Here is a 20,374-nt window from a genome sequence, read left to right as displayed (position 1 = left end):
ATGTGCGGCGGCATGTCGCGAAGGGCGGGCATGAGCGTAGCAGCATGGTTCGCGATGGCGCTGCAAAAACGCTCACCCAGGGCCACGCTGAGCGCGGACGAGAAACGCCGCCTGCTCGACCTGCAACGCCAGCACGCCGAAGTGCTGGGCATGCTGCCCGAGATCGCCGGATTTCAAGACCGCCCCGAGGAATATGGAAAGTTTTTCCGTAACATGATCCAGCAGTCCGCCGGCCTCACCGAGCCGCAGGGTGACTCCGTGGATGCCTATATGCGTCAGCGCGCGCAGTTGATGAATCAGCAGGGTCTGAACGCCGGTCGTGAGCCGCAGGACGCGCAGCTCGAAGCCGCCTGGGAGGCACGCCGGGATGCCTTCAACACGCAGACGGCCACCGGCCTGCAAAATCTGCTGCCACCCGGCGCAGCGCAAAAGGCGGGCATCTCCCCGGAACTGTTGGAATTCCTGGAGATGGACTTCGACAAGATACTCGCTCCCGGCACAGCCAAGCCTTGAGCCACGGCATTGCGATTGCGGCTTGCGCGTCCGACGCGCACCGCCAGCACGGGGCGGCACCCAATTTCAATTCTCGTGTTTGCCCTTCGTGTAATGGACGCCTCTGCCGCGCCCGTGGCGCGTCAGTAATCCGGCATCTACCAACTCGGACATCTTCGCCTTGAGCGTATTACGGTTTGCGGCGGTGGCTTTGACCGCCTCAGCAAGCGTTATGCTCTCCGCGTCGTCCAGCAGCCTCATGAGGGATGCGGCCAGCGGTGAACTGGCCTCGACACGCCTTTGCTCGACCTGGACCTTCACATTCAGATTGTCCTTCTGGCGCACCAGACAGCGCAGAAAGAACAGCAGCCAGGCATCCCATTCCACGCGCTTCTTCCGCATCGTCGCCTGCGTCTTTCTCAGCGCCTTGTAGTAGAACTCTTTGTTCTCCTCGATCACCGACTCCAGCGAGGCATACGGCACATAGCTGTAGCCGTGCCGTAGCAGGAGCAGAGTCGTCAAGACCCGCGACAGCCGACCATTTCCATCCTGGAACGGATGGATGGCAAGAAACCAGACCACAAACACGCCCGTGACGAGCAGCGGGTGAAGGTCGCCGTCTCTTTCGGCCTCGATCATCCATTCGACCAGCCGCTTCATGGCAAAGGGCGTCTCAAACGGCGATGCCGTTTCAAAGACGATGCCGAGCTGGTTTCCTTTTGCGTCGAACGCGGCCACATGATTGTCGAGCGTCTTGTAGTCGCCGCGATGCCGCTCGTCTTTGCTCGAAAACTGGAGCAGCGTCCGATGAAGCTGGCGGATGTGATTTTCCGTGACCGGGATGTGCTCGAAGGACTCGAACACCGTGTCCATCGCAGCCGCGTAGCCCGCGACTTCTTCTTCATCCCTGCTTTTGAACTCCTGAATTCTGAGTCCTGACAAAAGCGTGGCGATTTGCTGATCGGTGAGCTTGCTACCCTCAATGCGCGTGGACGAGCCAATGCTTTCAATGGTGGCGATCTTCTTGAGCTGCGAGAGCTGATCCCGTGAGAGGCGCTTGAAGGCACGCCACTGCCCTTTGAACTCATCGAGCGAGGCGATGAGCTTGAGCATTTCTGCGGTTATTGGCGGTTCTGGGGCGAGTTTTTGCAGCATTGCGTATCCATTCAATATCCAATTATATCCATTTCATCTCCAATTTACAAGCCTTCCGTTCATCACTGATTTTCAGGGGGGAAAGGCCTTTCCCTCGCCGCTACTTCGTGGGCGGCTACCCATTCCAACGGGAAGTGTCCCGTAACGCCCTCACCTGCCGCGTGACGCCGTTGACTGTCTCCCGGCGGTTCGTGTTCGTGCATGGCTCCTGATGTTTTCCCGCTGCAAGGGCAGCTTGGTTTTGGCAGAGGCCGTCTGCCCATCAACCCCCGGCCCGCTCCATTCGCTGCCGCTCCCGTGTTGGGGGCATGACTGGCAGCCTCATGACCTCCGCCTTTGCACCAGCGCCCCGCAGCGGGGTAAAAACACAAACCAGGAGCAAAACATGAATCAAAACACACTCACCAAAACCGATCTCCGCCAGTTCACCGGCACGGAGCAATGGCATCGCCACGGCATCGCACGCAACGTGCTCTACACCGACGGCGCACAATACGTCGCCGAAAGCGGCGGAGCCTACTGGCTGCTCGATGAGATCGCCTTCGCCCAATCCATCCGCGAAGTCGCAGCCGAAGCCTTCCAGGTCTGGCGGCTGAAGGTCAATCCTGACCACACCGCCACCCTCGAATGCGAGGATGGGAACTCGAACATCCGCTTCTCCAAGCGGATCGAGTTCACAGACTTCCCTCTCGATGAAGTGGCCTTCTACTTCACCGATCACGTCATCATGCTGCCGAGCGAATACTAGCCCGGCAGCTTGTCCGCCCAAGGCAACTTGGGCGGACATCTCTTTTCATCATGAATACTTGGAGGGGAGTTTCATCTGTCGGGAAAAGCCTTTCCCTCGCGCCTACGATGTGCGGCGCTACCCATTCCAACGGGAGGTGTCCCGTAACGCCCTCAAGAATCCACACCAGGCAACACCGCCACCACGAGCAATCCCGCCATTCGTCGGCGCGGTCGGGACACGCCCTCCACTGCTTCGCCAAACGGCCAGCTTGCTCCCCACCTTCCTCTTGGACCAAACCTCCGCCGGGCAATCCGGTGATTTCCTCAGCCCGCCTTCGCCCTCCTGCGGATCACCCTTCCTTGCCCCGGCTCGGTTCCGTCCGCTCTGATACTCTGAAAGGCGCGGCACGACGCGCCATGCGGAAGGGTGGAATCGAAGCATGGTTTGCTTCCTCGCATGAAGGCTGCGCACGTTGAGTGTGGTTTTGCTGGAAGTCAGGCCATCAGGTTCTCGTCACCGTTTCTTGTGGGCAGTTCTTCATGGCTCCTTGGGTTTCTCACTTGGAATTTTGGAAACGTAGCAGCCGCGCAGGGCAGTCAATGCCCGGCCCGCTCCATTCGCTGCGCTCCCGTGTTGGGCATGACAACGCCCTGCTTCACCGGCTGCTCAGCACGCTCCCAATCCCTTCGGGGAGAAACCACTAAACAAGGAGAACCTATGAATAACAAACCAGCCCACGAAATCAGAAACGGCGGAGTCAAAGTCACCATCTGGTCCAACGAAGACCAGGGCAAAACCCGCCACAGCGTCACCGTGTCCCGCAGCTACAAGGCTGGCGAGGAATGGAAGCAAACCACCAGCTTCCTCAAATCCCACCTGTCGAAGTTGAGCACAGCGCTTGCTCAAGCCGAGCAGTGGATCGCGGAACGCGAACCCGCTGCTGCCGAGGCACATGCTGCCTAAACCACGATGCCGCGCCTTCGGGCGCGGCATTCTTTTTCACCCACTCTCCAAGGAGAACGATCATGACTTTCATTCAACTCGACTACGACACCTGGTTTGAACAGTTCAAACCCATCACCAAAACTGGAACCGACCACATCGCGTTCGACACGCACGACGACATTGACTTCCTGCGCACACAGCCGAACGCGAAAATCTGGACTCTCATCGACTGCCCAGGCTATAACACAGCGGTCATCGTCAATGGCTACTGGCGTATCAACCGTTTGGAATACTACGTCACCGAAATGGCTCATGACGAAGCTGATGAATACAACATCGAATAAGGGTGAGGGGAAAAGTCTTTCCCTCGTGCCGACTGCGTGAGGCACTACCCATTCCAACGGGAAGTGTCCCGTAACGCCCTCGCCCGCCGCGTGACGCCATTCGACCCGCCTTCGGCAAGCCTTGAAGAGTCAAGGCGCGGCGTTTCAAACCACGTCACTGCCTGCCACATGTCGCACACCGAAGCAGCCGGACGCTTCGCTTCTGCCTGACCCTCCGCTTCGCTACCGGCTGCTTCCGTGCCAACGTAACCCGCCACTAGCAATCCCGCCTTCATCATCATGGTCGGGGCAAGCCCTCCCTCTGCTGACAAAGGCCAGCTTGCTCCCCCCCAACCTCTTGGACCGATCCGCAGACGCGCCGGACCGCGACCACTTTGCCCGCCTTCGCCCTCCATTCTTGTCGCCGGTCCTTGCTTCATCTGCGGTTCCGTCCGCTCTGAAGCGTCTGCTCTCGCAGGCGGGGCAAGCGCGTCTCTGTGGAGACTTTCAAAAGATGCCTGCACAGGCGGGCCTTGTGGCACCGCCGCTTGCCCTTAGATTTCACAAAACACTTCTCGGCATCCGGGCCGTTTCATCTACAATTCACGCACACTATGAGCCGCAGATTCCACACCATTCTCGCCGTCACGCTTTGTCTGTTTCCCCTCATTCCGTCTTCTGCGCAGACAGAGCAGCAGAAACAAACGATGGCAGTGCTGAAGGCCGCGAGCGAACGCCTCATGCGCGGCGACATCGCAGCTCTCGACGAGGTGAAAGCCCTGCCGGGGGACGATTCGGTTGCCGGACTTCTGATGTTCTTCAAACAGAACTTCTACGTCTATTCCAAAGAGACACAGAAAAAGGCCATTGCCGCCAAAGCTGCCCAATACATCACCGAATGCCCGACCGCCGCTGACTACATCAAGCGCCTCTTCAAGAAGGAGGAAGGCAGGTCCAAATCGGGATTGCTCATGAATTACCGGCAGACCACGCTGGACAGCCTTACCGCCGCGAACAACAAGTTCGCCGTCAGTCTCCTCATGGAACTTATGGACGAATCCAACTTGGAGGTGCCGCCCGGAGATTTTGCCGTTGCCATCGCCAAGATGGGCATCCCTTCTGCTCCCTTTACAAAGACAGAACTGAAATCCGCCGCAACGCCAGAGGGCGTCGCCAAATGGAAATCATGGTGGAAAGAAAACAAAGACGGCTTCCCCGACAAGTGACGGTGGAGCAGTTAGCTTATTCTGAAACGTCTCCTTCATTTGGATGCCGTCTGTTTAGCGATACGGTTTCATACATGTTGGTTGTAAATCTCTTCGTGTGAACAAGAGCTTCGAGTGGGAAAAGCCTTTCCCTCGCGCCTACTGCGTGCAGCGCTACCCATTCTAACGGGACGCTTCCCGTAACGCCCTCGCTCCGGCCATGTACCGCCATTCGGGCCAGCCTTCAGCAAGCCTTGACGAGGCAAGGCGCGACTGCCCCGAACCACGGCACTGCACACCGCTCCCAGGATCACCAAAGGACGCTGCCTTGCGACGCTACCGGCTTCGCCCTCCGCTAACGCAAGGCACATCCTTCCGTGCAGATGAGTGCTGCTAAGAGCAGCCAGTAACGCCGACCGCTTGTGCCTCGCTTGTCGGCTCTGATGCCTCCCGGACATTCGTGCCGTCAAGGGCATCCAAAGGGTTCCCCAAATTGTCCTCTCTCGTGCCTCGCTGCGGGACTTCGGGGATGCCCCTCCTTCGGAGCCTCCCTGTGACTGCCGCCCGTCCTACGGCGGTTTGGTCATCATGTTTTGCGCGCGCCCGAGTGCTTTGCGCAAACCCGCAACAGGAGGAAACTACATGAAAGCAGACATCTACGAACAGGTCACAGACCGCATCATCACCCAACTTGAACAAGGCGTTGTGCCTTGGAAATCGCCATATTTCTCGAAGGTGGGTTTTCCCCGCAACTTCTCCACCGGCAGAGCCTATCAGGGCATTAACGTCTTGCTGCTTGGAAGTCTGCGCTTCACATCGCCTCACTTCCTGACATTCATTCAGGCCAAGGAGCTTGGCGGACACGTCCGCAAAGGCGAACACGGTTCCCTTGTCGTGAAATACGGCACCTACACCAAGCATGAGGACGATGCCCCGGCCATTGAGGACGAGGCAGAGACGCGCCGCTTTTTGAAGGCTTACACCGTGTTTCATGCTTCGCAGATCGAAGGCATCGAATTCCCGCAGCTCGATAATCTACCCGAGCTTTCCATCACGCAGAAGACAGACCGCGCCCGCGAGATCGTCGCAGCGATGCCCAACGCTCCCGCCATCCATGACGGGAACGCGGTTCCCTGCTATCGACCCAAGACTGACAGTGTTCACATGCCGGAGCGCGGCTTTTTCGACAGTGACGAAGCCTATTATTCCACCCTCTTTCACGAGCTGAGTCACAGCACCGGCCACGCCTCACGCCTTGCCCGTAAGTCACTGCTTGAGAACAAGGGCATTGATGCCGCAGGCGACACCGCCCGCAAAGTCTATGCCGAGGAGGAACTGGTTGCAGAAATGGGCGCTTCATTCTTGAACGCTCACGCTGGCATCATGGAGGACGAAATCAGCAACTCCGCCGCCTACCTGCAAAGCTGGATTGACGCCCTGAAATCAAAGAACGCCAAAGGCTGGGTCATCCGCGCCGCTTCGCAGGCTCAGAAAGCCGCGAACTACATTCTGGCCATCGAACCCGAGGAGGCCCTCTGATGAATGCGCTTCTTCCCCTCTCTGATGCCGAGCTTGTCGAATCGGCGGAGCTTACGGACGCGGAGTTTGACGAACTGGAAAACCAGCTCGCGCTTCGCGCCGCCTGCCTTGGCTGGAATGGCGACCCCATGCGCCAGCCGCTTGAAACCGTCGCCGCCGTCGCGCGCGGCATCCTCGCATGCCGCATTCTCGCCACATGAGAGTGAGAAATAAGACACTCGTCTGGCGCAATTGTTGCTTTGAAATGAGGCTGAGGACCTGAAAGCCTCGGCCTGTTCCAAGCGTTCTCAACCCCGTATGGCTGAACTTCTAGCAAGTGATTCTTTTCGCCGTCTTTATATTCTGGCGATGATCCTTCTCGCCTTCATTCCGATGTGGAGGTCGCGAAACCTGATTTTATTCATTCTTCCCCGCACGCTGTTGCCTCATGCAAAAAAATTTCGCCGTTTCGGCTTCCAAGGGTCAATTGACTTGATAGAGGCCCGCAGATCACTGGTTGAAGCCTTGAAGTCAACCGAGGATCCCAACATTGCGCGGAGCAAATTAGTTTCACTCTTAAAAAGAAACACAGATTCTCTATCATGCAGCACCCTCGCGGCGGTAAACGCGATCCAGCGCTGTCAAAAAAATCATTTGTTGACGCATGGATTGATTCCAACTGCACCAGTGCTGCATTCCCGGCTGTCTGAGAGCCTGCTTAGCTTTCGGTTTTGGGGGCCTTTTCAAGCAAAACTGGGGCTTTTTGGAACATTCTTGGGAGTCAGCGCCGGTCTTACTATCATGTCCGCTGGGATCAAGAACGTTCAACATGAGACGTCACCATCTGCCCAAACTACTGCGTCAAGCGCCGATAGTGGGGACGCTTCTAAACGCGCAGCATTGGTCATTCAGGATGTTATTGCAAGCTGTGCGACTGCGTTTGACACATCCGTAATTGGCCTGCTTTTCGCAATTGCCTTTTCACTTGCTGACAGGAAGTGCTCTAAAATTACTCTGCGTGTAGTTGATCCTGTTGCTACTAAGCTCGACCACTTTGCTAGCGACTGGGCTTTGAGTGATACAGATTCCTTGGACAAGTCACTAGATACCTTGCGCTCGATCGTTGACAATTTACATTCGGCAGCCATCGAAAATGGGCAGAACTCGCAATTGTTAATAAATGGGTTCTTGATGCACTTGGATTCGGCTTTCGGGAGATTTCGAGAAGAAATGACCCAAGCAGTGCAGAAGGCAATGGATGCACGTTATACAGAACACCTAAACTCTGTCGCTATTGTTGACAGCGGCGTCGCTAACCTGATTTCCACTCTGAAGGAAATGCGTCATCTAAATGGCAATCACAACGGGAAAGATCATGATCGCGAAGCTGTGGCAAGTCATCTAATCCGTGAAAATGATAAATCACCGCTCTCTTAGCATGGATGAAGTGACTCAAATTATTTTGGCTGGTGACCGAGAGGCGTTCATCCGCTATTTTAATGGGTTCAGCGGTGACAGGCACGTTTTCATCTGGGCGATTCGAGCGGTTGTCGAATATGCAATTGAGGCAAATATCGCGACTGTGATTGAGCATTCGCTGGAATTCGGGCATCACGTGGTGGATCAGGCGGTTCAAAACAACTACCAATGTGAATGCACGGCAACCCTCAATGGCGATCTGCAAAAGTGGAGGCGTGATGTTTTACTGCGCCGTAATAATCAAAGCCAGAGTCAGGCGCATGCATTTTCCTTTGTTGCGCCGAGGAACACTAAAAGCGCAAACAGCAAACCATCTAGTGAAGAGATTGCTGCGCAACTATTTGCCCTGATTTCGGAAGCTCACTCAAGTATGCTCAATGTTCATCACGACGCCGATTGGTTGCTTGGCAGCACTATTTCAACTCCATATCGAAGCAGCCTTAAACTTATGGCACTGAACGTGGCTGGCCAACTCTCTCGGAATGAAACATTGGTCGAATCCGATGTCATTGCTGTCCGTTTGCTGTCACTTCTCCGTAACACATATCGACTGTGAACTCAACGGACGCGTTATCTCAATTCGACCTGCTACAAGATTTTGCGATCCTGACGGAGAGTGCTCGCCTGTCAATTCGAATTGGTGATCTCGACGAGGCGGGCGATTTGCTTTCCAAAATCAACGCCACTACTCAATCGCTGAATGCCCCATACTTTGACCGCTCCTTTGCGTTGACAAAACAACAACTAATATCAAGGCTTCTCGAACGGTACGATACACCCAGAACCATCCAGGACGCTGGACAGACAGATATCGAATTTTGGCGCTATGCGGCCTCCAGTGGCTCCACCAAGGCGTGCTGGCTTCTGGTAACCGCCGCGCGTTCGAGATTCTACCCTGGTCAAGTTCCAGAAGAAGAGCAAATGCGCTGGCTCGTCGAAGCAGCACGACGCGGGGACGCTGAAGCATATCTCTCGCTGGGTGAAATCTTCGATGAAGGCCGCCGATTTCAAGAACGCGATCATTCCCTTGCAACAGAACATTACATGTTTGGATACCAGCTCCTTCTGGTGCAGGCAGCAATATCACCGTCGGCAGACACAGCTTGTCTCCGGCTCGGAAGAATGGCTGAAAATGGAGCAGCCTCACGTATTACTGAAAACCGCCCTGATGCTTTAATGCAAGACCTCGAGCAGGCAGCGTTCTGGTATCGCAGATCGTTGGAGGGAGAACTCGGGTTTGGTACCGACGGGGATGTTGTAAGGCTCAGAACTAAACCCAGCACCTCAAATGCATCAGCGGCCATGATCAATCTGGCTGAGGTTTTGGAGGTTTCAGGAAAGGAGACAAGCAAACATCTTCTGTTGGCTCGCTACAGGTGGGCGGCGCGGAGCAAAGCTCCTTTTGCACTCCGAGCGCTCGCAGATTTTCTTGGCCGATTATATACCGACGAGTTTGGAATGGGCCGTCGCCTCTGTCTTTACCGCAGGGCAGCAAGAAAAGGCGATGAGACCAGCGCCTTTTGCCTTGCCAAGCTGCAAAGGATCAGGCATGCGCAAAAGAACAAGACCCGCCCGTTCTTGTTAATGTATGATGCCAGCTTCTTTTCCGATCTCGAAAAGCTGCTAACGTGTGGTGAGGCAATTTTTGTGCGTGGCTTATACCGGCTTTTGCTATCACAAGAATCAAACCTGAATTCCATCGTCGACGATTTTAAGACCGCATTAAGCCTAAATTACCGTCCTGATTCCTATTGGCGGCATAACCTAGTTTTAGATGGCTACATCAAAAGCATCCTTGAGTGCCGCTCTGAGATGCTGCGGATTTTTACATCTCCAGAGGGGGTTACACTCCGCTGGCTCTACGTCCAATTCAAATTCATGTTTGTAAAGCATTCTCACTATGACAATCTATTCCTGTGGTTTCATGAAGGGCTCTCAAACGCTGGATTGTGGAAAAATCCAGGTGTAGTGGCTTGGCTCCAACTCACTTCCAAGCTGGCCGACTTATTAATGGATCCAGACAAGCGCTTCTGGAATCAGTTAGTCGTTGATGCTCAACTGCAATCTGGTGCCTTTGCGAAGCATTACGACCCACGTCATCCTTACCGCAATATGTTCAGCTGGAAGAAAATTGATCGCTATATTGGGGAAGCCACCGCTAGAATTGGAGTTTGCCAAAATGAACGAGATGAGTGTGGGTTGCCGATTAAGAACACTTGGCGACCCAGAAACCGAAAAGATGCATCCGGCTGGTCGAAGATTCCGACCTTGACTATCACACCGCTGGGTTTTACGGCGGAGCCATCGCCCCTAGCTGCCGGAAGCCCCTCCCTTTTGATCGAGCAAGATATTTGGGCCATTTTGATTTTGGCTATTCTGGAAGAACGATCGGGGGGCGGATTTTACCTCAGCCTTGAGCCAATTGACGATGCTGAGTTACCGGCATTGCCGTGGAAGTTTTTACGCAAGGAATTCAATCCTCGGTGGCTAGCTGGAACTGAGATGGGTGGCACAATGTACTATTGTGACGCCATGCATGTTCAGGATGCTCATGGCCGCTCCACTTTTTCGCTGAGAAATCCTCGTATCACTGCCGAATATTCTCCCAACTGGAGATTCGAAGCACCATGGAGCACCGCATCCGTTCATGGTTCTTCCGCATGGAACGCCGACAGCTCACGCTCCGCCATCAAACTCGAAGCCCTTATCGACCCTGAGGAAGCGCTTGTTGAAAACGGCAGTATCCAAGTTAGTGCCAATGTTGCCGTCAAGATGGCTTTTGATACGTCTGAGATCGTCTGGACCAATGGAGATTGGTGTAGACGAGTAGGTGCAGGTAATCGCAGGTACAGGTGCGTGCGTGCGGGTGAGTACATGTCGAAGCATTATGAAGTCTATTCAGAACAATATCCTTCATTTCAGCGCCTGGCCCTGCTTCAAGGCCTTTATGCCCAAGTCTCGAGGGTCATCGAACACGCACCTGAGGAACTGCTCGTGCCCCTCAGGGATGTTTTAAAAGCTAAGAGAACTGAATTTGAATCGTTTGCAGCTGTGGAGTTGCGAGATAATCCAAGAAACTTTGTCTTTGACCTTCGCTGATTCTTTATGGGAACCATACTCAACAATTCACCTGCGATTATTTATTCTGATCGCAATGACAAAGCGGATTCATCAGGCAACGGACCCTTGGGACCGCGTCGAACACTCGTGATAGATTACCAGTGCGAGCTGGCAGTCGGGAGTCTGTTTATTGCGCGAGCAGATCCATTGTTTTTTCCCAGCGGTAAAGCTCACTACAGTGACGATCTGTACACGCGCCTCTTGGGGCATCGTCAGGATGTGCCAGATAGGGGCAGAATCTTAGCGATCAATGAGTCAGAAACGCTAGGACTGACGTTTGTTGAAGGCGGCAAACACGAACTAGTGGAAGATGGCAAAAAGCGCGAGGGAGGTTTTGGCTTCAGACATATCTACGCGCGGAATTTTGAGAAACTCCTCACTGAGTCGCATCCACTAGTTTCGACTCCGCAGGAGTTAATGGAATTCTGCGCAGTTGGACTTAATGGCCGAATAGTCGAGCAGAAGGTTGATCGTCCGGGCGTGCTCGAAGTATTGACATCGTTTGAATATAAAGGTATGCCTAGATCAATCACTGCTTGGATTGAGACTACAACGGGTAGGGTACGAAACATTGTAGATAATGGCAGGAAGGACGGACGCAAACATGCAATATGATCAAATTATTCGCGACCCAGTTTGGATTACAAAAGGGTGTCTCTATGAGGTGGAAGGTCCCTGTGTGTTTCCACTGGACGCACCCTTCCCAAACTGGCACTATGCTAAACAGCTGATTTCAAGAGTACGCACATCTTACGAAATTGACTGCATTCCAGAAACATCGCAGGAAGCGCGTGAATATTGTGAGTGTTTGGTAAAGTTTGGTAATGTGATCAAACAATATTATGACGAGTATGAGTCAGATCGTGTTTACGTTGGTGCGTGCCTGACAAGAGACGATATAGAGATGGCGGCCAGGGCAGGTTGGCCAGGGCCACCTCCAGATGCCATGCTTATTACTCCTGAAGATATTGAACGAATTAAGGCAGAACATCTAGCACGGTTAAAAGCGCTCGGCATAGATAGATAAGGTTCCGCAACTTGTGATTTTAATTTTCCCGTCAATCAGTTAATTTAATCATTATCGATCATGCATCTTCGGAAAGCAACCATGGCTCAAGAGCCGGAGGACGAGGATTTCGCTTCCTTCCTGGATTTGTTCACAGGGATATTTTTTCTCATGTTGCTGCTAGTCCTCATGCTTTTTTTATTGATGGGCGATGGTAAATCAAAAGCAGACAAGGAAGCGCTGAAGGAGAAAGAGTCTATCATTGAGAAACTGGAAGAGTCTCTTGGGGTAGCGAAATCACAAGCGGGCAAACTTCCTGGCATGGAACAGGAAGTCACTAAGCTGATTACAAAAAACCAAGAACTAACCGACCTGACCAAGCAATGGAAGTTGGCTGAGGGAGGATGGTTTGCTGAAAAAAAGAAAAAAGATGAAGAAAATGACAGCCTACGTCTTTCGCTCATCAAGGCACAGGAGCTAGCCGGGAAGGTCCCGGGTCTGGAACAGGAAATCACTAAGCTGGTTACAAAAAACCAAGAACTAACCGACCTGGCCAAGCAATGGAAGTTGGCGGAGGGCGGATGGTTTGCGGAACGGAAGAAAATGGAAGAAGAGCGCGGCACCCTGCGTATTTCGCTCATCAAGGCACAGGAGCTGGCCGGCAAGGTTCCGGGTCTGGAACAGGAAGTCGTGAAGCTGATTACCAAAAATCAAGAACTAACCGACCTGACCAAGCAATGGAAGTTGGCTGAGGGTGGATGGTTTGTGGAACGGAAGAAAATGGAAGAAGAGCGCGGCACCCTGCGTGTTTCGCTCATCAAGGCACAGGAGCTGGCCGGCAAGGTTCCGGGTCTGGAACAGGAAGTCGTGAAGCTGGTTGCTGGAAACACAGAGCTTATCAACGTCAACAATCAATGGAAATCGGCGGCGGCGGGATGGGTTGCGGAACTGAAGAAAAAAGATGAAGAAATCAACAGCCTCAAGTCGGGTATGGGAATGATGACCTTGGGTATGGCTCTGACGCGGGATTTTGGCAATAGTATCGAACTCGACGCTTCTGGTTTTAGTTCAGGGAGCGCCAGCCTGCCATCTGGCCTCGCTCATGAGATTAAAGAACGGGTGCCAGGAATGGAGCAGAAAGCCAAAGGCCGGTACAATACCATTGAAATTATCGGACATACCGATGGTGACCCGGTCACCTATAAGTCAGTTACATCCGACGACAACGATCTTGCGGTTGCCATCGCTGGGCAATACGATGGTGCTGTTGAGGGTTTGACGTTTAAATCCAACATGGAACTGGGAATGGCGAGGGCGCTTACAGTATATCGAGCAATTACAAATTTCAGGGACAGCCTCCCATCCATTAAGTTTATGCGAGTATATTCAGCAGGTCAGTACACTAAGGGTGGGAATATCGACCTGACAGATTACAGCGGCTCAGTTATCGACACATCTACACGCAGAAAAATTGAGGTTCGACTGACGTATACACCTGAGTAATTCTATTAATGCCTCACTTCCTATTAGCGTTCAGGGGAACGTCCCCACATTTCCACCGCCTGAATCCTACCCACAGGCTGTTTGAGCTTGGCAACTTCGCGAAGCTCTGAGCCATCCGGCTTCATCCTGAAAATCCCATGGCGAGTCGCGAAGACTACGACCCCAAGCTCGCGCATCAAAGCCAGCGGAGCTGACTTGTCGTAGCCGACAAGGTATGGTTCGGCCAACACTCGCTGCGGTTCACTGCCAATGGTTTTGATCCAGGTGCCGCGAAGTTTCATGTCCGGGATTTCCCGTGAATAGATCAGGGTAGCGTTGCTCACCCAGGTGATATTGTCGGCTTTGATCTCCAGGCGCTCGGCTTTTTTTGCCTGAACATCCACCAGCACAAGCCCGTTGCCGCCAAAGCAAAGCAAATACCGCCCATCCAGCGACGGCATGGAAAATTTCTGGCAATCAAAAGGCAATGTCGCCACTTCCTCTATAGTTCCTTTCATGCGGTCAAACACTCCCACCGTTTTCCCGGCCACAAGGAACGCACAGGCATCATTGTGCAACCATTGATAATCCGACACCTTGCCCGCATTCTTAGGGAACATGGCGGCCTCTGGTTTGTCGATGTCGAAAGCAAAGAAACTTGCTTCCTCCTCACCCAGCATGACTTCGCAATCTGGCGAACGCCGTTTCATGTTGTAATGCAGGGGCAACGATATTTGCTGCAAATCACCTGTGCTCAAATCCACCCGCAGGAGCTTGTTTTGTTGCTTGAGCAAACAAGCCTTCTCAGAGGCAAGCATCAGGTTCGCAGCAAAGTATAGCGCATTGAGCTGACCGTATTTGGTGGCCTGCCGCTCGTTGATGAATTTGAACGCGGTCCAATCAATACCCGCGATCCAGATGTCACCGTCCTTCACATACATGGCCTGGCTGCCGTCATTGGTGAAGGCTGGAGGCGTTTCAACGCCCATCACCCCGTCCTGTTTGCCATCCAGCCCGAACCGCATGATGCCGCGTTCCGCCTGCACCATGAGATGCCTGCTTTCAGGATAGTAGAAGACGCGCAGCGGAATGCCTCGCAGCCAATTTTTGAAGATCAGTTCTCCGGTGCTGATGTCATAGAGGTCACCGCCTACCAGAGCCAGCCAGCCCAGCTTCTCGGGAAGCGTATCTGCCTTCTTCTTGATCTCTGCCTGCACGGCAGGGTCAGGCTTCGCGAATTCCCAGTGCGGCATGGAACGCTTGAAGAACCACCATGTGCCAAACAAACCCGTGCTGAGCACCACCACGCCGACCGCTATGGCGTATTTCGGGAACGCTTTGATGATGCGCCAGTTCATGAAGGTTAGGCGGCGGCAGGTGCTTCCTCGGTGAACCCTTTGGGCGGAGTGATGCTGATCTCTTCAACGAAGCACTCATTCTCCTTGTGGTCCTGAAGGTCGGTGTCCGCTTCCTTCACCCAGGCAACCCGTTTGCCCTTCACACCGTTGAAGATCGTGCGCAGGCCACGGCCTTTGATCGTCACCAGGAAGCCGCCAAATTCCAGGTCGATGCAGCCGCTTTCCGGGTCATGGTTGAACCATAGCAAATCCGTATAGCTGAAACAGGTTTGCAGCCCGTTGCGGAACTGCAATTCCAGGAAGTTCTCCTGCATCCCTTCACCGATCAGAATGGAGAAAAACTTATCGCCATCAGGCGTCAGTTCGGCAGGCTTTTCAGCCGCCTGTCTTGCCTTGAGAATTTCGTCAATTTTGTCAGCCATAGTGCCTCATTTTTTGATGACGACGGGACGCGGCGCGGCCTGCTTCGTCTTGGTTTCAGTTCTGTTTTTAGCCTGCCCCTCGCCGGTCTTCCTAATACTTGCTGCTTTTTCCTTTTTGGAGTGCTCCGCCGCACGGTCCGCGTTGCTGTTCTGCAACGGTTTTACTTTTGCCCTCCCCATCTTGACCTCTTTCTCTTTGTCTCCCTGCGCAGACCTACCACGCACCTTGTCCGCCACTTTCTTGAAATGGCTGGCCGCTGACTCGTAAGCTTTCACGAGCCGCTCTTTGCGATCTTGAGGGGCTTTCGATGCCGGAGGTTTTTCTTGAGCGGCTCCTGTCTTTTTGGCTTCATGAGCCGCCTTCAGTTCAGCCACCCTGGCCTCAGAGTGCTGGCTGATCTTGGGCCGTGCGATGCCTTTGCTTTGACTGCCCTTTCTCGGTTCTGAAGGATAGCCCTTGGAACGGCTTTTGCCATCCGCGCCGACCAGATTGCGACGCATCTCGACGTAGCCTTTCCAGTCGATGACTTCGCCCGTTTTGCGAGGTTCGACCTTCCGGTGCTCGGTGAGCTGCTTGACGAAGGTTTTGGCACCGTCCAGCCCTTTGCGGCTGTGAACAGCCTCCCGCCATTGTTTTGCACCCAGTTCGCCGTTCATGAAGTTGGAGAGTTCTTGCGGGGTCAATTCCGCCAGTTCCACGCCGGACATTCGAGTGGACGTGTTGCCGACCGCCTGCTGCAATTCGCGGCGGTCGTCGGTGTAAATGCGGAGGGTTTGTTTACCACGGCTGCATGACACATAAAATTGTTCACGAGAACTGGCAAGGAACGAATCGGCGCTTTGTGCCACCAGCACGTCGCGGACGCTCCGGCTCTGGCTGGAATGCGAGGTCTGGCAATAGCCATGTGCGATATGGCCGTGGTTTGCCGGAAGAATGGCCCCATTGCTGAGGATGATCTCGCCCTTCCTGCCGAACTTCTCCACAGTTAAGAGGTTGCCGTTGCTCAGGCGTTTGCCGTTCGCACTCTCCCCGTTTCGTGTGATGCGGATGCGGTCGCCTTTTGCGAGAGCCATCTCTCGCTGCTCATAGACCAGGAACTTCGCCGCCTCATTGAGGGGCAGCGTGCGGGTTTTCCCGGCCTGATTTTGAATTTGAACCGTGCCGTCTTCTCCCTGCCCCAGCACCTTGAAAATCTCGCCGCGCTTCACACCCTTGGCGTTTTGATGGAACTGCACCACCTGACCGGCACGGTAGTTCTCAGGAAGCTGCCGCTCCGCTTCCTCCCACTGCAAGTTCTGGTATTGAAGGAACCTCTTTTCCGGGCCGAGCTGTCCCGCCTCCCGGCGAGCCTCACGAATGGCGTTCGTGACCTTGGCACCCTCCGCATGGGTCGGAGAGACGACCAGCGGAAACTCGCCCCGTCGCCCGAGGGCGATGTAATCAGCCGCAAGTTCCCGGTGACGCTGCGCTTCATCCGCGATCTCCACGAACGCGCCCAGGCTGTCCAGGCGACGGAAACCGGTTCGGAGGTCGCCTTTGCTGATGGCTTCGATGGCTTTTTTGTAGTCCTCGACTTCCTGCCGCCGGATCTCCGTCACTTCCGCGACGCGAAGACCAGCATGTTTTTGCAGGATGCGAAACGCATCACCCCGCGCCACTGGCGCGTGTTGCGCGGTGTCGCCAGTGAGGATGACGCGCGTTTTAGGCCCCGCGATTTCCATGATGCGCCACAAGTCCCTTGTTCCGAGCAGGCCCGCCTCGTCGATCCAGATGACCTGCCCCCGAACCTGCTTTTGCAGCTTCGTGTTGAGCATCAGATGGGCGACCGTATCGGCACCCGCGAACCCCGCTTCACGGAGGGTTTCACGGGAAGCGACGGCAGAGGGAGCAAAGGCGAACACCTTCAATCCTCGCGCCTCAATCGCCGCAACAGCATCCTTCATGAGCGTGGTTTTGCCCACGCCAGCACCGCCGCGAATTGCCATCACCTGATCGCGGCTGGTGAGCAGATGTTTGACCGCTGCCCGCTGTTCCTCGGAGAGCTTTTCAGAATATGAGAGCCTGCCCTTGCCGCCAAGCGGCATGGCCGAGTTCCGGCCACCACGAACAAAAGCCAGCAGGGCGATTTCTTCCGCCAACACATCCACCGAAGTACAAAGATGCTCATCGCCGATCTTGCGACCGATCAACTGCCGCCGCTCAAATTCAGCCTTGATGGCCTCCGGGGTCGTTTGACCGACCCCAAAACGAAGCGCAGCCGCCAGGATGTGACCGCGTTCCACCACCGACTGGCGCTCGAACAGTTTTGCTATGGCATAGTCCACGGCCTGCACCGCAGTCACCCTTTCGGCCCTGCCCTGCCCGCGCTCATAGCAAACCTTGGAGATTTGCACCTTTTCGTCATCGGTGAGCCGGACACTCCACGCCGCCAGCAGGTCCGAAAACGTCATGCCATGCCGTTTGCCCTCACGGCTCGCAGCCCCCAGCGCGTCCTTCGCTTTGGCGTCCTTGATGCCCATTTCATCGGCCAGCCGCTCAATTTGAGCGGTGCGCCGCGAGAACTTGGCAATGACACTGGCAGGCATCCCTTTGATTTCCCAGCCGCTTTTCCGGCGCTCGATGGCGTAGCCTTGAGCCACTAAACTTGCCGTCAGGCGGGCATGAAACGCCGCTTCAGCGTAATGCGCTTCGCGCTTGATGGCCCCGAACTCCGCAGCTTTCCATCGCGCCTCTGTTTGGTCGAAAGTCGCGTTGAAGGTGAAGCAGTGGACGTGAAGATGCGGATCGGGAATGCCACCGACCGGGCGGGAAGTGAAGTGAACAAATTCTGCCCAGGCGAGGTTTCCAGTGATGCGGTTCTCCCGCGCCCCCTTTCTGCGGACCCGCGTTTCTGCCCTCGCCTCAAGTTCCGTCATGGTGTCAGAAACCGCCTGCCGGAACGCCTTCAAGACATCCTTGTCCTGCGTCAGCGCATAAAGCACGGAGAGACTTTTTGGCGCGTGGAAATTGAGGTCATACCCGACGCGGCGACCTTCCTTCGTGCGGGGTGTCAGCTTCTCGCCAGTGAGCGGATTGCGGTTCTCCACCAGCGACGCGAACTGCTCCCGATCCACGTCCCCGGACAGCCCCAGCAGGCCAGCAGCGCGGCCATGCCACTTGCCTACCACCTCCTGTTTCTCGGAGTAGTAGTCCTCGCGTTTCAGACCTTCCGCATAGTATTTGCGAGCGGCTGCCGCGCTCGTGTGCGCCACAACTCTGAGCATCGTTTCATTCTACCACATCTGATTCCGCGAATCCATTTTCGCCGCTTACTCGGCAAAATTTGCCTGCTAGCAAGCTATTGAGCGAGCCAGCAAGGCAGCGAACTTGCCACCTTGTCAGGTTGCGAGCTAGCAAGCTGGGAAGGCAGTTTTCGAGCAAGTTTGCCGTCTAGCAAGGAGGCTACCGAGCTAGGAAACTAGCAAGCTAGCAACATAGCAATATGATCTTCAGACATCTCTCCTTAGCAATGCTAAGGCTGTGGTTTTTGCTCGCCGCAGAGCGGCTGCGCGGCTAGCTTGCAGTGACCCGAACGCCCTCCCCTCATGGATGAATTCAGCCTCGCCAAACGTCCCCAGTCTGCCCAGGCAGGCGCAAAACGAAACTGGCCCGACGACGACGAGGCGCTGCTGGAACTGAGCGCAGACGGCAAGACCAGCAGGGCGGAAAACTACTGGTGCCTGAAGGATGCGTTTGAGGGAGTGCAGATTCTGGGCGCGACCGGCTCCGGCAAATCATCAGGGAGCGGACAGGCTCTCGCCAAGGCATTCATGGAGTCCAATCTGGGCGGGCTGGTTCTAACCGCCAAGAACGACGAAGTGCTCTCTTGGAAGCGTTACGCCAAGGCCGCAGGACGTGAGTCAGAATTGCTCATTGTCGGGCCGGACTCACCGCACCGGTTCAACTTCCTGCGCTACGAATTGAAGCGGCCAGGAACCGGGGCAGGGCACACCGAAAACCTAGTGAACCTGTTTTGCAGCGTGCTTGAAGCCGCCGAGCGAAAACAAGGGCAGGGCGGCGGGCAGGATGCCTATTGGCAGCGCACATTGAAGCAGCTTCTCAGGAATGCGATAGACCTCGCTGTTCTCGCCCTTGATGACATCGACCTGCCGTCCCTCTACCGGATCATCACCTCCGCGCCGCGCTCCACAGATGAGGCCGAGAATCCCGACTGGCAGAAAAAATCGGCCTGCTTTGCCTTGCTGGAAGTGGCGACGGGGAAAACCAAAGAGAAGGGCAGGGCGAGCGATTTGGAACTGACTCGCGACTTCTGGCTGCGCGAATTTCCCAGCCTCGCCCCTGAAACCCGCTCCGTGATCGTCTCTACCTTCACCAGCATGGCCGACTGCTTTCTGCGCGGCCTGCTGCGTGACCTGTTCTGCACCGACCTCACCTTCACCCCGGAGGACACATTCAATGGCAAGATCATCATTCTCAATCTGCCGGTGAAGGAGTTCAATGAGCTGGGCCAGTTCGCCCAGGTGCTTTTCAAGTTCATCTGGCAGAGGGCCGTGGAACGGAGGATTTCTGCGGACATGAGCCGCGAAGCTGCCCAGGCCGCAGCTCGCCCCGTTTTCCTTTGGGCGGACGAATCACAGTTTTTCGTCAATTCCTACGATGCCCTTTTTCAGAGCACGGCACGAAGCTCCCGCGCCTGCACCGTTTACCTTACCCAGAACCTCCCCAGCTACTTTTCGGCCTTCGGCGGTCAGAACTCCCGCTCCGATGCGGAGAGCTTCCTTGGCAACCTTCAAACGAAGATTTTCCATGCCAACGGCGACCCGACCACGAACAACTGGGCGGCGGACTCCATCGGCAAGACGCGGCAGGCCACGTTCTACGGTGGGCTCTCCGAAGCCATGACACGCGGAGCCGGAGGACTCAGCCAAAATGCCGGAGGCAGCATGGTGGTGGAATACGTCGTGCAGCCGCAGGAGTTCACCATGCTGCGCACTGGTGGCCCGGAGTCAGAATTCCTTGTGGACTCCATCATTTTCCAAGGCGGGCGGCGATGGCTCGCCACCAAGAAGGGCGAGCCGGTCGCTCAGAATTTCATCCGGCATGTCTTCTCGCAAAAGTCATAGGGCAGGGCAACGGTG

Annotated in this window: 18 protein-coding genes and 1 pseudogene; 14 read left to right on the top strand and 5 right to left on the bottom strand. The window is 55.1% G+C overall.

Features of this window, described 5'->3' with window-relative positions; translation table 11 throughout:
- Positions 1–30: 30 nt before the first annotated feature.
- Positions 31–513: a hypothetical protein gene (locus AC3RLQ_RS27325; RefSeq protein WP_294229214.1), complete on the top strand. Its 483-nt coding sequence runs from the start codon at positions 31–33 to the stop codon at positions 511–513.
- A 66-nt stretch (positions 514–579) separates the two neighbouring features.
- On the opposite strand, the gene AC3RLQ_RS27320 is transcribed toward AC3RLQ_RS27325, so the two are convergent.
- A complete protein-coding gene (locus AC3RLQ_RS27320; protein WP_294229217.1) occupies positions 580–1,605 on the bottom strand; it encodes a Fic family protein in 1,026 nt (341 codons plus the stop codon).
- A 427-nt stretch (positions 1,606–2,032) separates the two neighbouring features.
- On the opposite strand from AC3RLQ_RS27320, the gene AC3RLQ_RS27315 reads away from it, so the two are divergent.
- The 12 genes from AC3RLQ_RS27315 (at position 2,033) to AC3RLQ_RS27260 (ending at position 13,476) form a co-directional block, all read left to right on the top strand.
- On the top strand, positions 2,033–2,395 hold the full coding sequence (locus AC3RLQ_RS27315) for a DUF6876 family protein (RefSeq protein WP_294229220.1): 363 nt from the start codon (positions 2,033–2,035) through the stop codon (positions 2,393–2,395).
- A gap of 699 nt (positions 2,396–3,094) precedes the next feature.
- On the top strand, positions 3,095–3,340 hold the full coding sequence (locus AC3RLQ_RS27310; RefSeq protein WP_493031814.1) for a hypothetical protein: 246 nt from the start codon (positions 3,095–3,097) through the stop codon (positions 3,338–3,340).
- 62 nt (positions 3,341–3,402) lie between these two features.
- Positions 3,403–3,666: a hypothetical protein gene (locus AC3RLQ_RS27305; RefSeq protein WP_493031813.1), complete on the top strand. Its 264-nt coding sequence runs from the start codon at positions 3,403–3,405 to the stop codon at positions 3,664–3,666.
- A gap of 593 nt (positions 3,667–4,259) precedes the next feature.
- The gene (locus AC3RLQ_RS27300) at positions 4,260–4,871 is read left to right on the top strand and encodes a hypothetical protein (RefSeq protein WP_493031812.1); all 612 of its coding nucleotides are present in this window, start codon (positions 4,260–4,262) and stop codon (positions 4,869–4,871) included.
- A gap of 621 nt (positions 4,872–5,492) precedes the next feature.
- Positions 5,493–6,389 carry an ArdC family protein gene (locus AC3RLQ_RS27295; RefSeq protein ID WP_493031811.1) on the top strand — a complete coding sequence of 299 codons (897 nt, stop codon included), beginning with the start codon at positions 5,493–5,495 and terminating at the stop codon, positions 6,387–6,389.
- Positions 6,389–6,589 (top strand): hypothetical protein, encoded by a 201-nt coding sequence (locus AC3RLQ_RS27290; RefSeq protein ID WP_493031810.1) that lies wholly within the window; start codon positions 6,389–6,391, stop codon positions 6,587–6,589. The genes AC3RLQ_RS27295 and AC3RLQ_RS27290 overlap by 1 nt, the downstream gene beginning before the upstream one ends.
- Positions 6,590–6,686: 97 nt before the next feature.
- Positions 6,687–7,805 (top strand): hypothetical protein, encoded by a 1,119-nt coding sequence (locus AC3RLQ_RS27285; RefSeq protein ID WP_493031809.1) that lies wholly within the window; start codon positions 6,687–6,689, stop codon positions 7,803–7,805.
- Position 7,806: 1 nt separating this feature from the next.
- Positions 7,807–8,403 carry a hypothetical protein gene (locus AC3RLQ_RS27280; RefSeq protein WP_493031808.1) on the top strand — a complete coding sequence of 199 codons (597 nt, stop codon included), beginning with the start codon at positions 7,807–7,809 and terminating at the stop codon, positions 8,401–8,403.
- Entirely contained in the window at positions 8,400–10,946 is a 2,547-nt protein-coding gene (locus tag AC3RLQ_RS27275) for a tetratricopeptide repeat protein (protein WP_493031807.1), read from the top strand. Before AC3RLQ_RS27280 ends, AC3RLQ_RS27275 begins: the two co-directional genes overlap by 4 nt.
- Positions 10,947–10,952: 6 nt before the next feature.
- Positions 10,953–11,582 carry a hypothetical protein gene (locus AC3RLQ_RS27270; protein WP_493031806.1) on the top strand — a complete coding sequence of 210 codons (630 nt, stop codon included), beginning with the start codon at positions 10,953–10,955 and terminating at the stop codon, positions 11,580–11,582.
- Positions 11,572–11,994, top strand: a complete 423-nt coding sequence (locus AC3RLQ_RS27265) for a hypothetical protein (protein ID WP_493031805.1) — start codon at positions 11,572–11,574, stop codon at positions 11,992–11,994. The genes AC3RLQ_RS27270 and AC3RLQ_RS27265 overlap by 11 nt, the downstream gene beginning before the upstream one ends.
- Before the next feature lie 81 nt (positions 11,995–12,075).
- The gene (locus tag AC3RLQ_RS27260) at positions 12,076–13,476 is read left to right on the top strand and encodes a hypothetical protein (protein WP_493031804.1); all 1,401 of its coding nucleotides are present in this window, start codon (positions 12,076–12,078) and stop codon (positions 13,474–13,476) included.
- 23 nt (positions 13,477–13,499) lie between these two features.
- On the opposite strand, the gene AC3RLQ_RS27255 is transcribed toward AC3RLQ_RS27260, so the two are convergent.
- The 4 genes and pseudogenes from AC3RLQ_RS27255 to mobF all read right to left on the bottom strand — a co-directional run.
- On the bottom strand, positions 13,500–14,813 hold the full coding sequence (locus AC3RLQ_RS27255) for a hypothetical protein (RefSeq protein ID WP_493031803.1): 1,314 nt from the start codon (positions 14,811–14,813) through the stop codon (positions 13,500–13,502).
- A gap of 5 nt (positions 14,814–14,818) precedes the next feature.
- A complete protein-coding gene (locus AC3RLQ_RS27250; RefSeq protein WP_493031802.1) occupies positions 14,819–15,235 on the bottom strand; it encodes a hypothetical protein in 417 nt (138 codons plus the stop codon).
- A 6-nt stretch (positions 15,236–15,241) separates the two neighbouring features.
- A complete protein-coding gene (locus tag AC3RLQ_RS27245) occupies positions 15,242–17,578 on the bottom strand; it encodes an ATP-dependent DNA helicase (protein ID WP_493038767.1) in 2,337 nt (778 codons plus the stop codon).
- 123 nt (positions 17,579–17,701) lie between these two features.
- A pseudogene (gene mobF, locus AC3RLQ_RS27240) lies at positions 17,702–18,499 on the bottom strand (MobF family relaxase); the annotation flags it as partial.
- A gap of 321 nt (positions 18,500–18,820) precedes the next feature.
- Between mobF and AC3RLQ_RS27235 the strand changes: the two are divergent.
- Positions 18,821–20,359: a type IV secretory system conjugative DNA transfer family protein gene (locus AC3RLQ_RS27235; RefSeq protein WP_493031801.1), complete on the top strand. Its 1,539-nt coding sequence runs from the start codon at positions 18,821–18,823 to the stop codon at positions 20,357–20,359.
- Positions 20,360–20,374: the final 15 nt, after the last annotated feature.

The sequence above is a fragment of the Prosthecobacter sp. GW821-HT29F12 genome (genome assembly GCF_058803405.1).
The sequence above is the reverse complement of the archived record's forward strand: the minus strand, read 5'-3'. Positions and strand labels throughout refer to the sequence as shown.

Excerpts from the sequence above, each read along its gene's own strand:
- AC3RLQ_RS27315 (WP_294229220.1), top strand. The coding sequence starts at position 2,033 with ATGAATCAAAACACACTCACCAAAACCGATCTCCGCCAGTTCACCGGC.
- AC3RLQ_RS27270 (WP_493031806.1), top strand. The coding sequence starts at position 10,953 with ATGGGAACCATACTCAACAATTCACCTGCGATTATTTATTCTGATCGC.
- AC3RLQ_RS27295 (WP_493031811.1), top strand. The coding sequence starts at position 5,493 with ATGAAAGCAGACATCTACGAACAGGTCACAGACCGCATCATCACCCAA.
- AC3RLQ_RS27300 (WP_493031812.1), top strand. The coding sequence starts at position 4,260 with ATGAGCCGCAGATTCCACACCATTCTCGCCGTCACGCTTTGTCTGTTT.
- AC3RLQ_RS27235 (WP_493031801.1), top strand. The coding sequence starts at position 18,821 with ATGGATGAATTCAGCCTCGCCAAACGTCCCCAGTCTGCCCAGGCAGGC.
- AC3RLQ_RS27260 (WP_493031804.1), top strand. The coding sequence starts at position 12,076 with ATGGCTCAAGAGCCGGAGGACGAGGATTTCGCTTCCTTCCTGGATTTG.
- AC3RLQ_RS27280 (WP_493031808.1), top strand. The coding sequence starts at position 7,807 with ATGGATGAAGTGACTCAAATTATTTTGGCTGGTGACCGAGAGGCGTTC.
- AC3RLQ_RS27310 (WP_493031814.1), top strand. The coding sequence starts at position 3,095 with ATGAATAACAAACCAGCCCACGAAATCAGAAACGGCGGAGTCAAAGTC.
- AC3RLQ_RS27320 (WP_294229217.1), bottom strand. The coding sequence starts at position 1,605 with ATGCTCAAGCTCATCGCCTCGCTCGATGAGTTCAAAGGGCAGTGGCGT.
- AC3RLQ_RS27265 (WP_493031805.1), top strand. The coding sequence starts at position 11,572 with ATGCAATATGATCAAATTATTCGCGACCCAGTTTGGATTACAAAAGGG.
- AC3RLQ_RS27285 (WP_493031809.1), top strand. The coding sequence starts at position 6,687 with ATGGCTGAACTTCTAGCAAGTGATTCTTTTCGCCGTCTTTATATTCTG.
- AC3RLQ_RS27325 (WP_294229214.1), top strand. The coding sequence starts at position 31 with ATGAGCGTAGCAGCATGGTTCGCGATGGCGCTGCAAAAACGCTCACCC.
- AC3RLQ_RS27305 (WP_493031813.1), top strand. The coding sequence starts at position 3,403 with ATGACTTTCATTCAACTCGACTACGACACCTGGTTTGAACAGTTCAAA.
- AC3RLQ_RS27255 (WP_493031803.1), bottom strand. The coding sequence starts at position 14,813 with ATGAACTGGCGCATCATCAAAGCGTTCCCGAAATACGCCATAGCGGTC.
- AC3RLQ_RS27290 (WP_493031810.1), top strand. The coding sequence starts at position 6,389 with ATGAATGCGCTTCTTCCCCTCTCTGATGCCGAGCTTGTCGAATCGGCG.
- AC3RLQ_RS27250 (WP_493031802.1), bottom strand. The coding sequence starts at position 15,235 with ATGGCTGACAAAATTGACGAAATTCTCAAGGCAAGACAGGCGGCTGAA.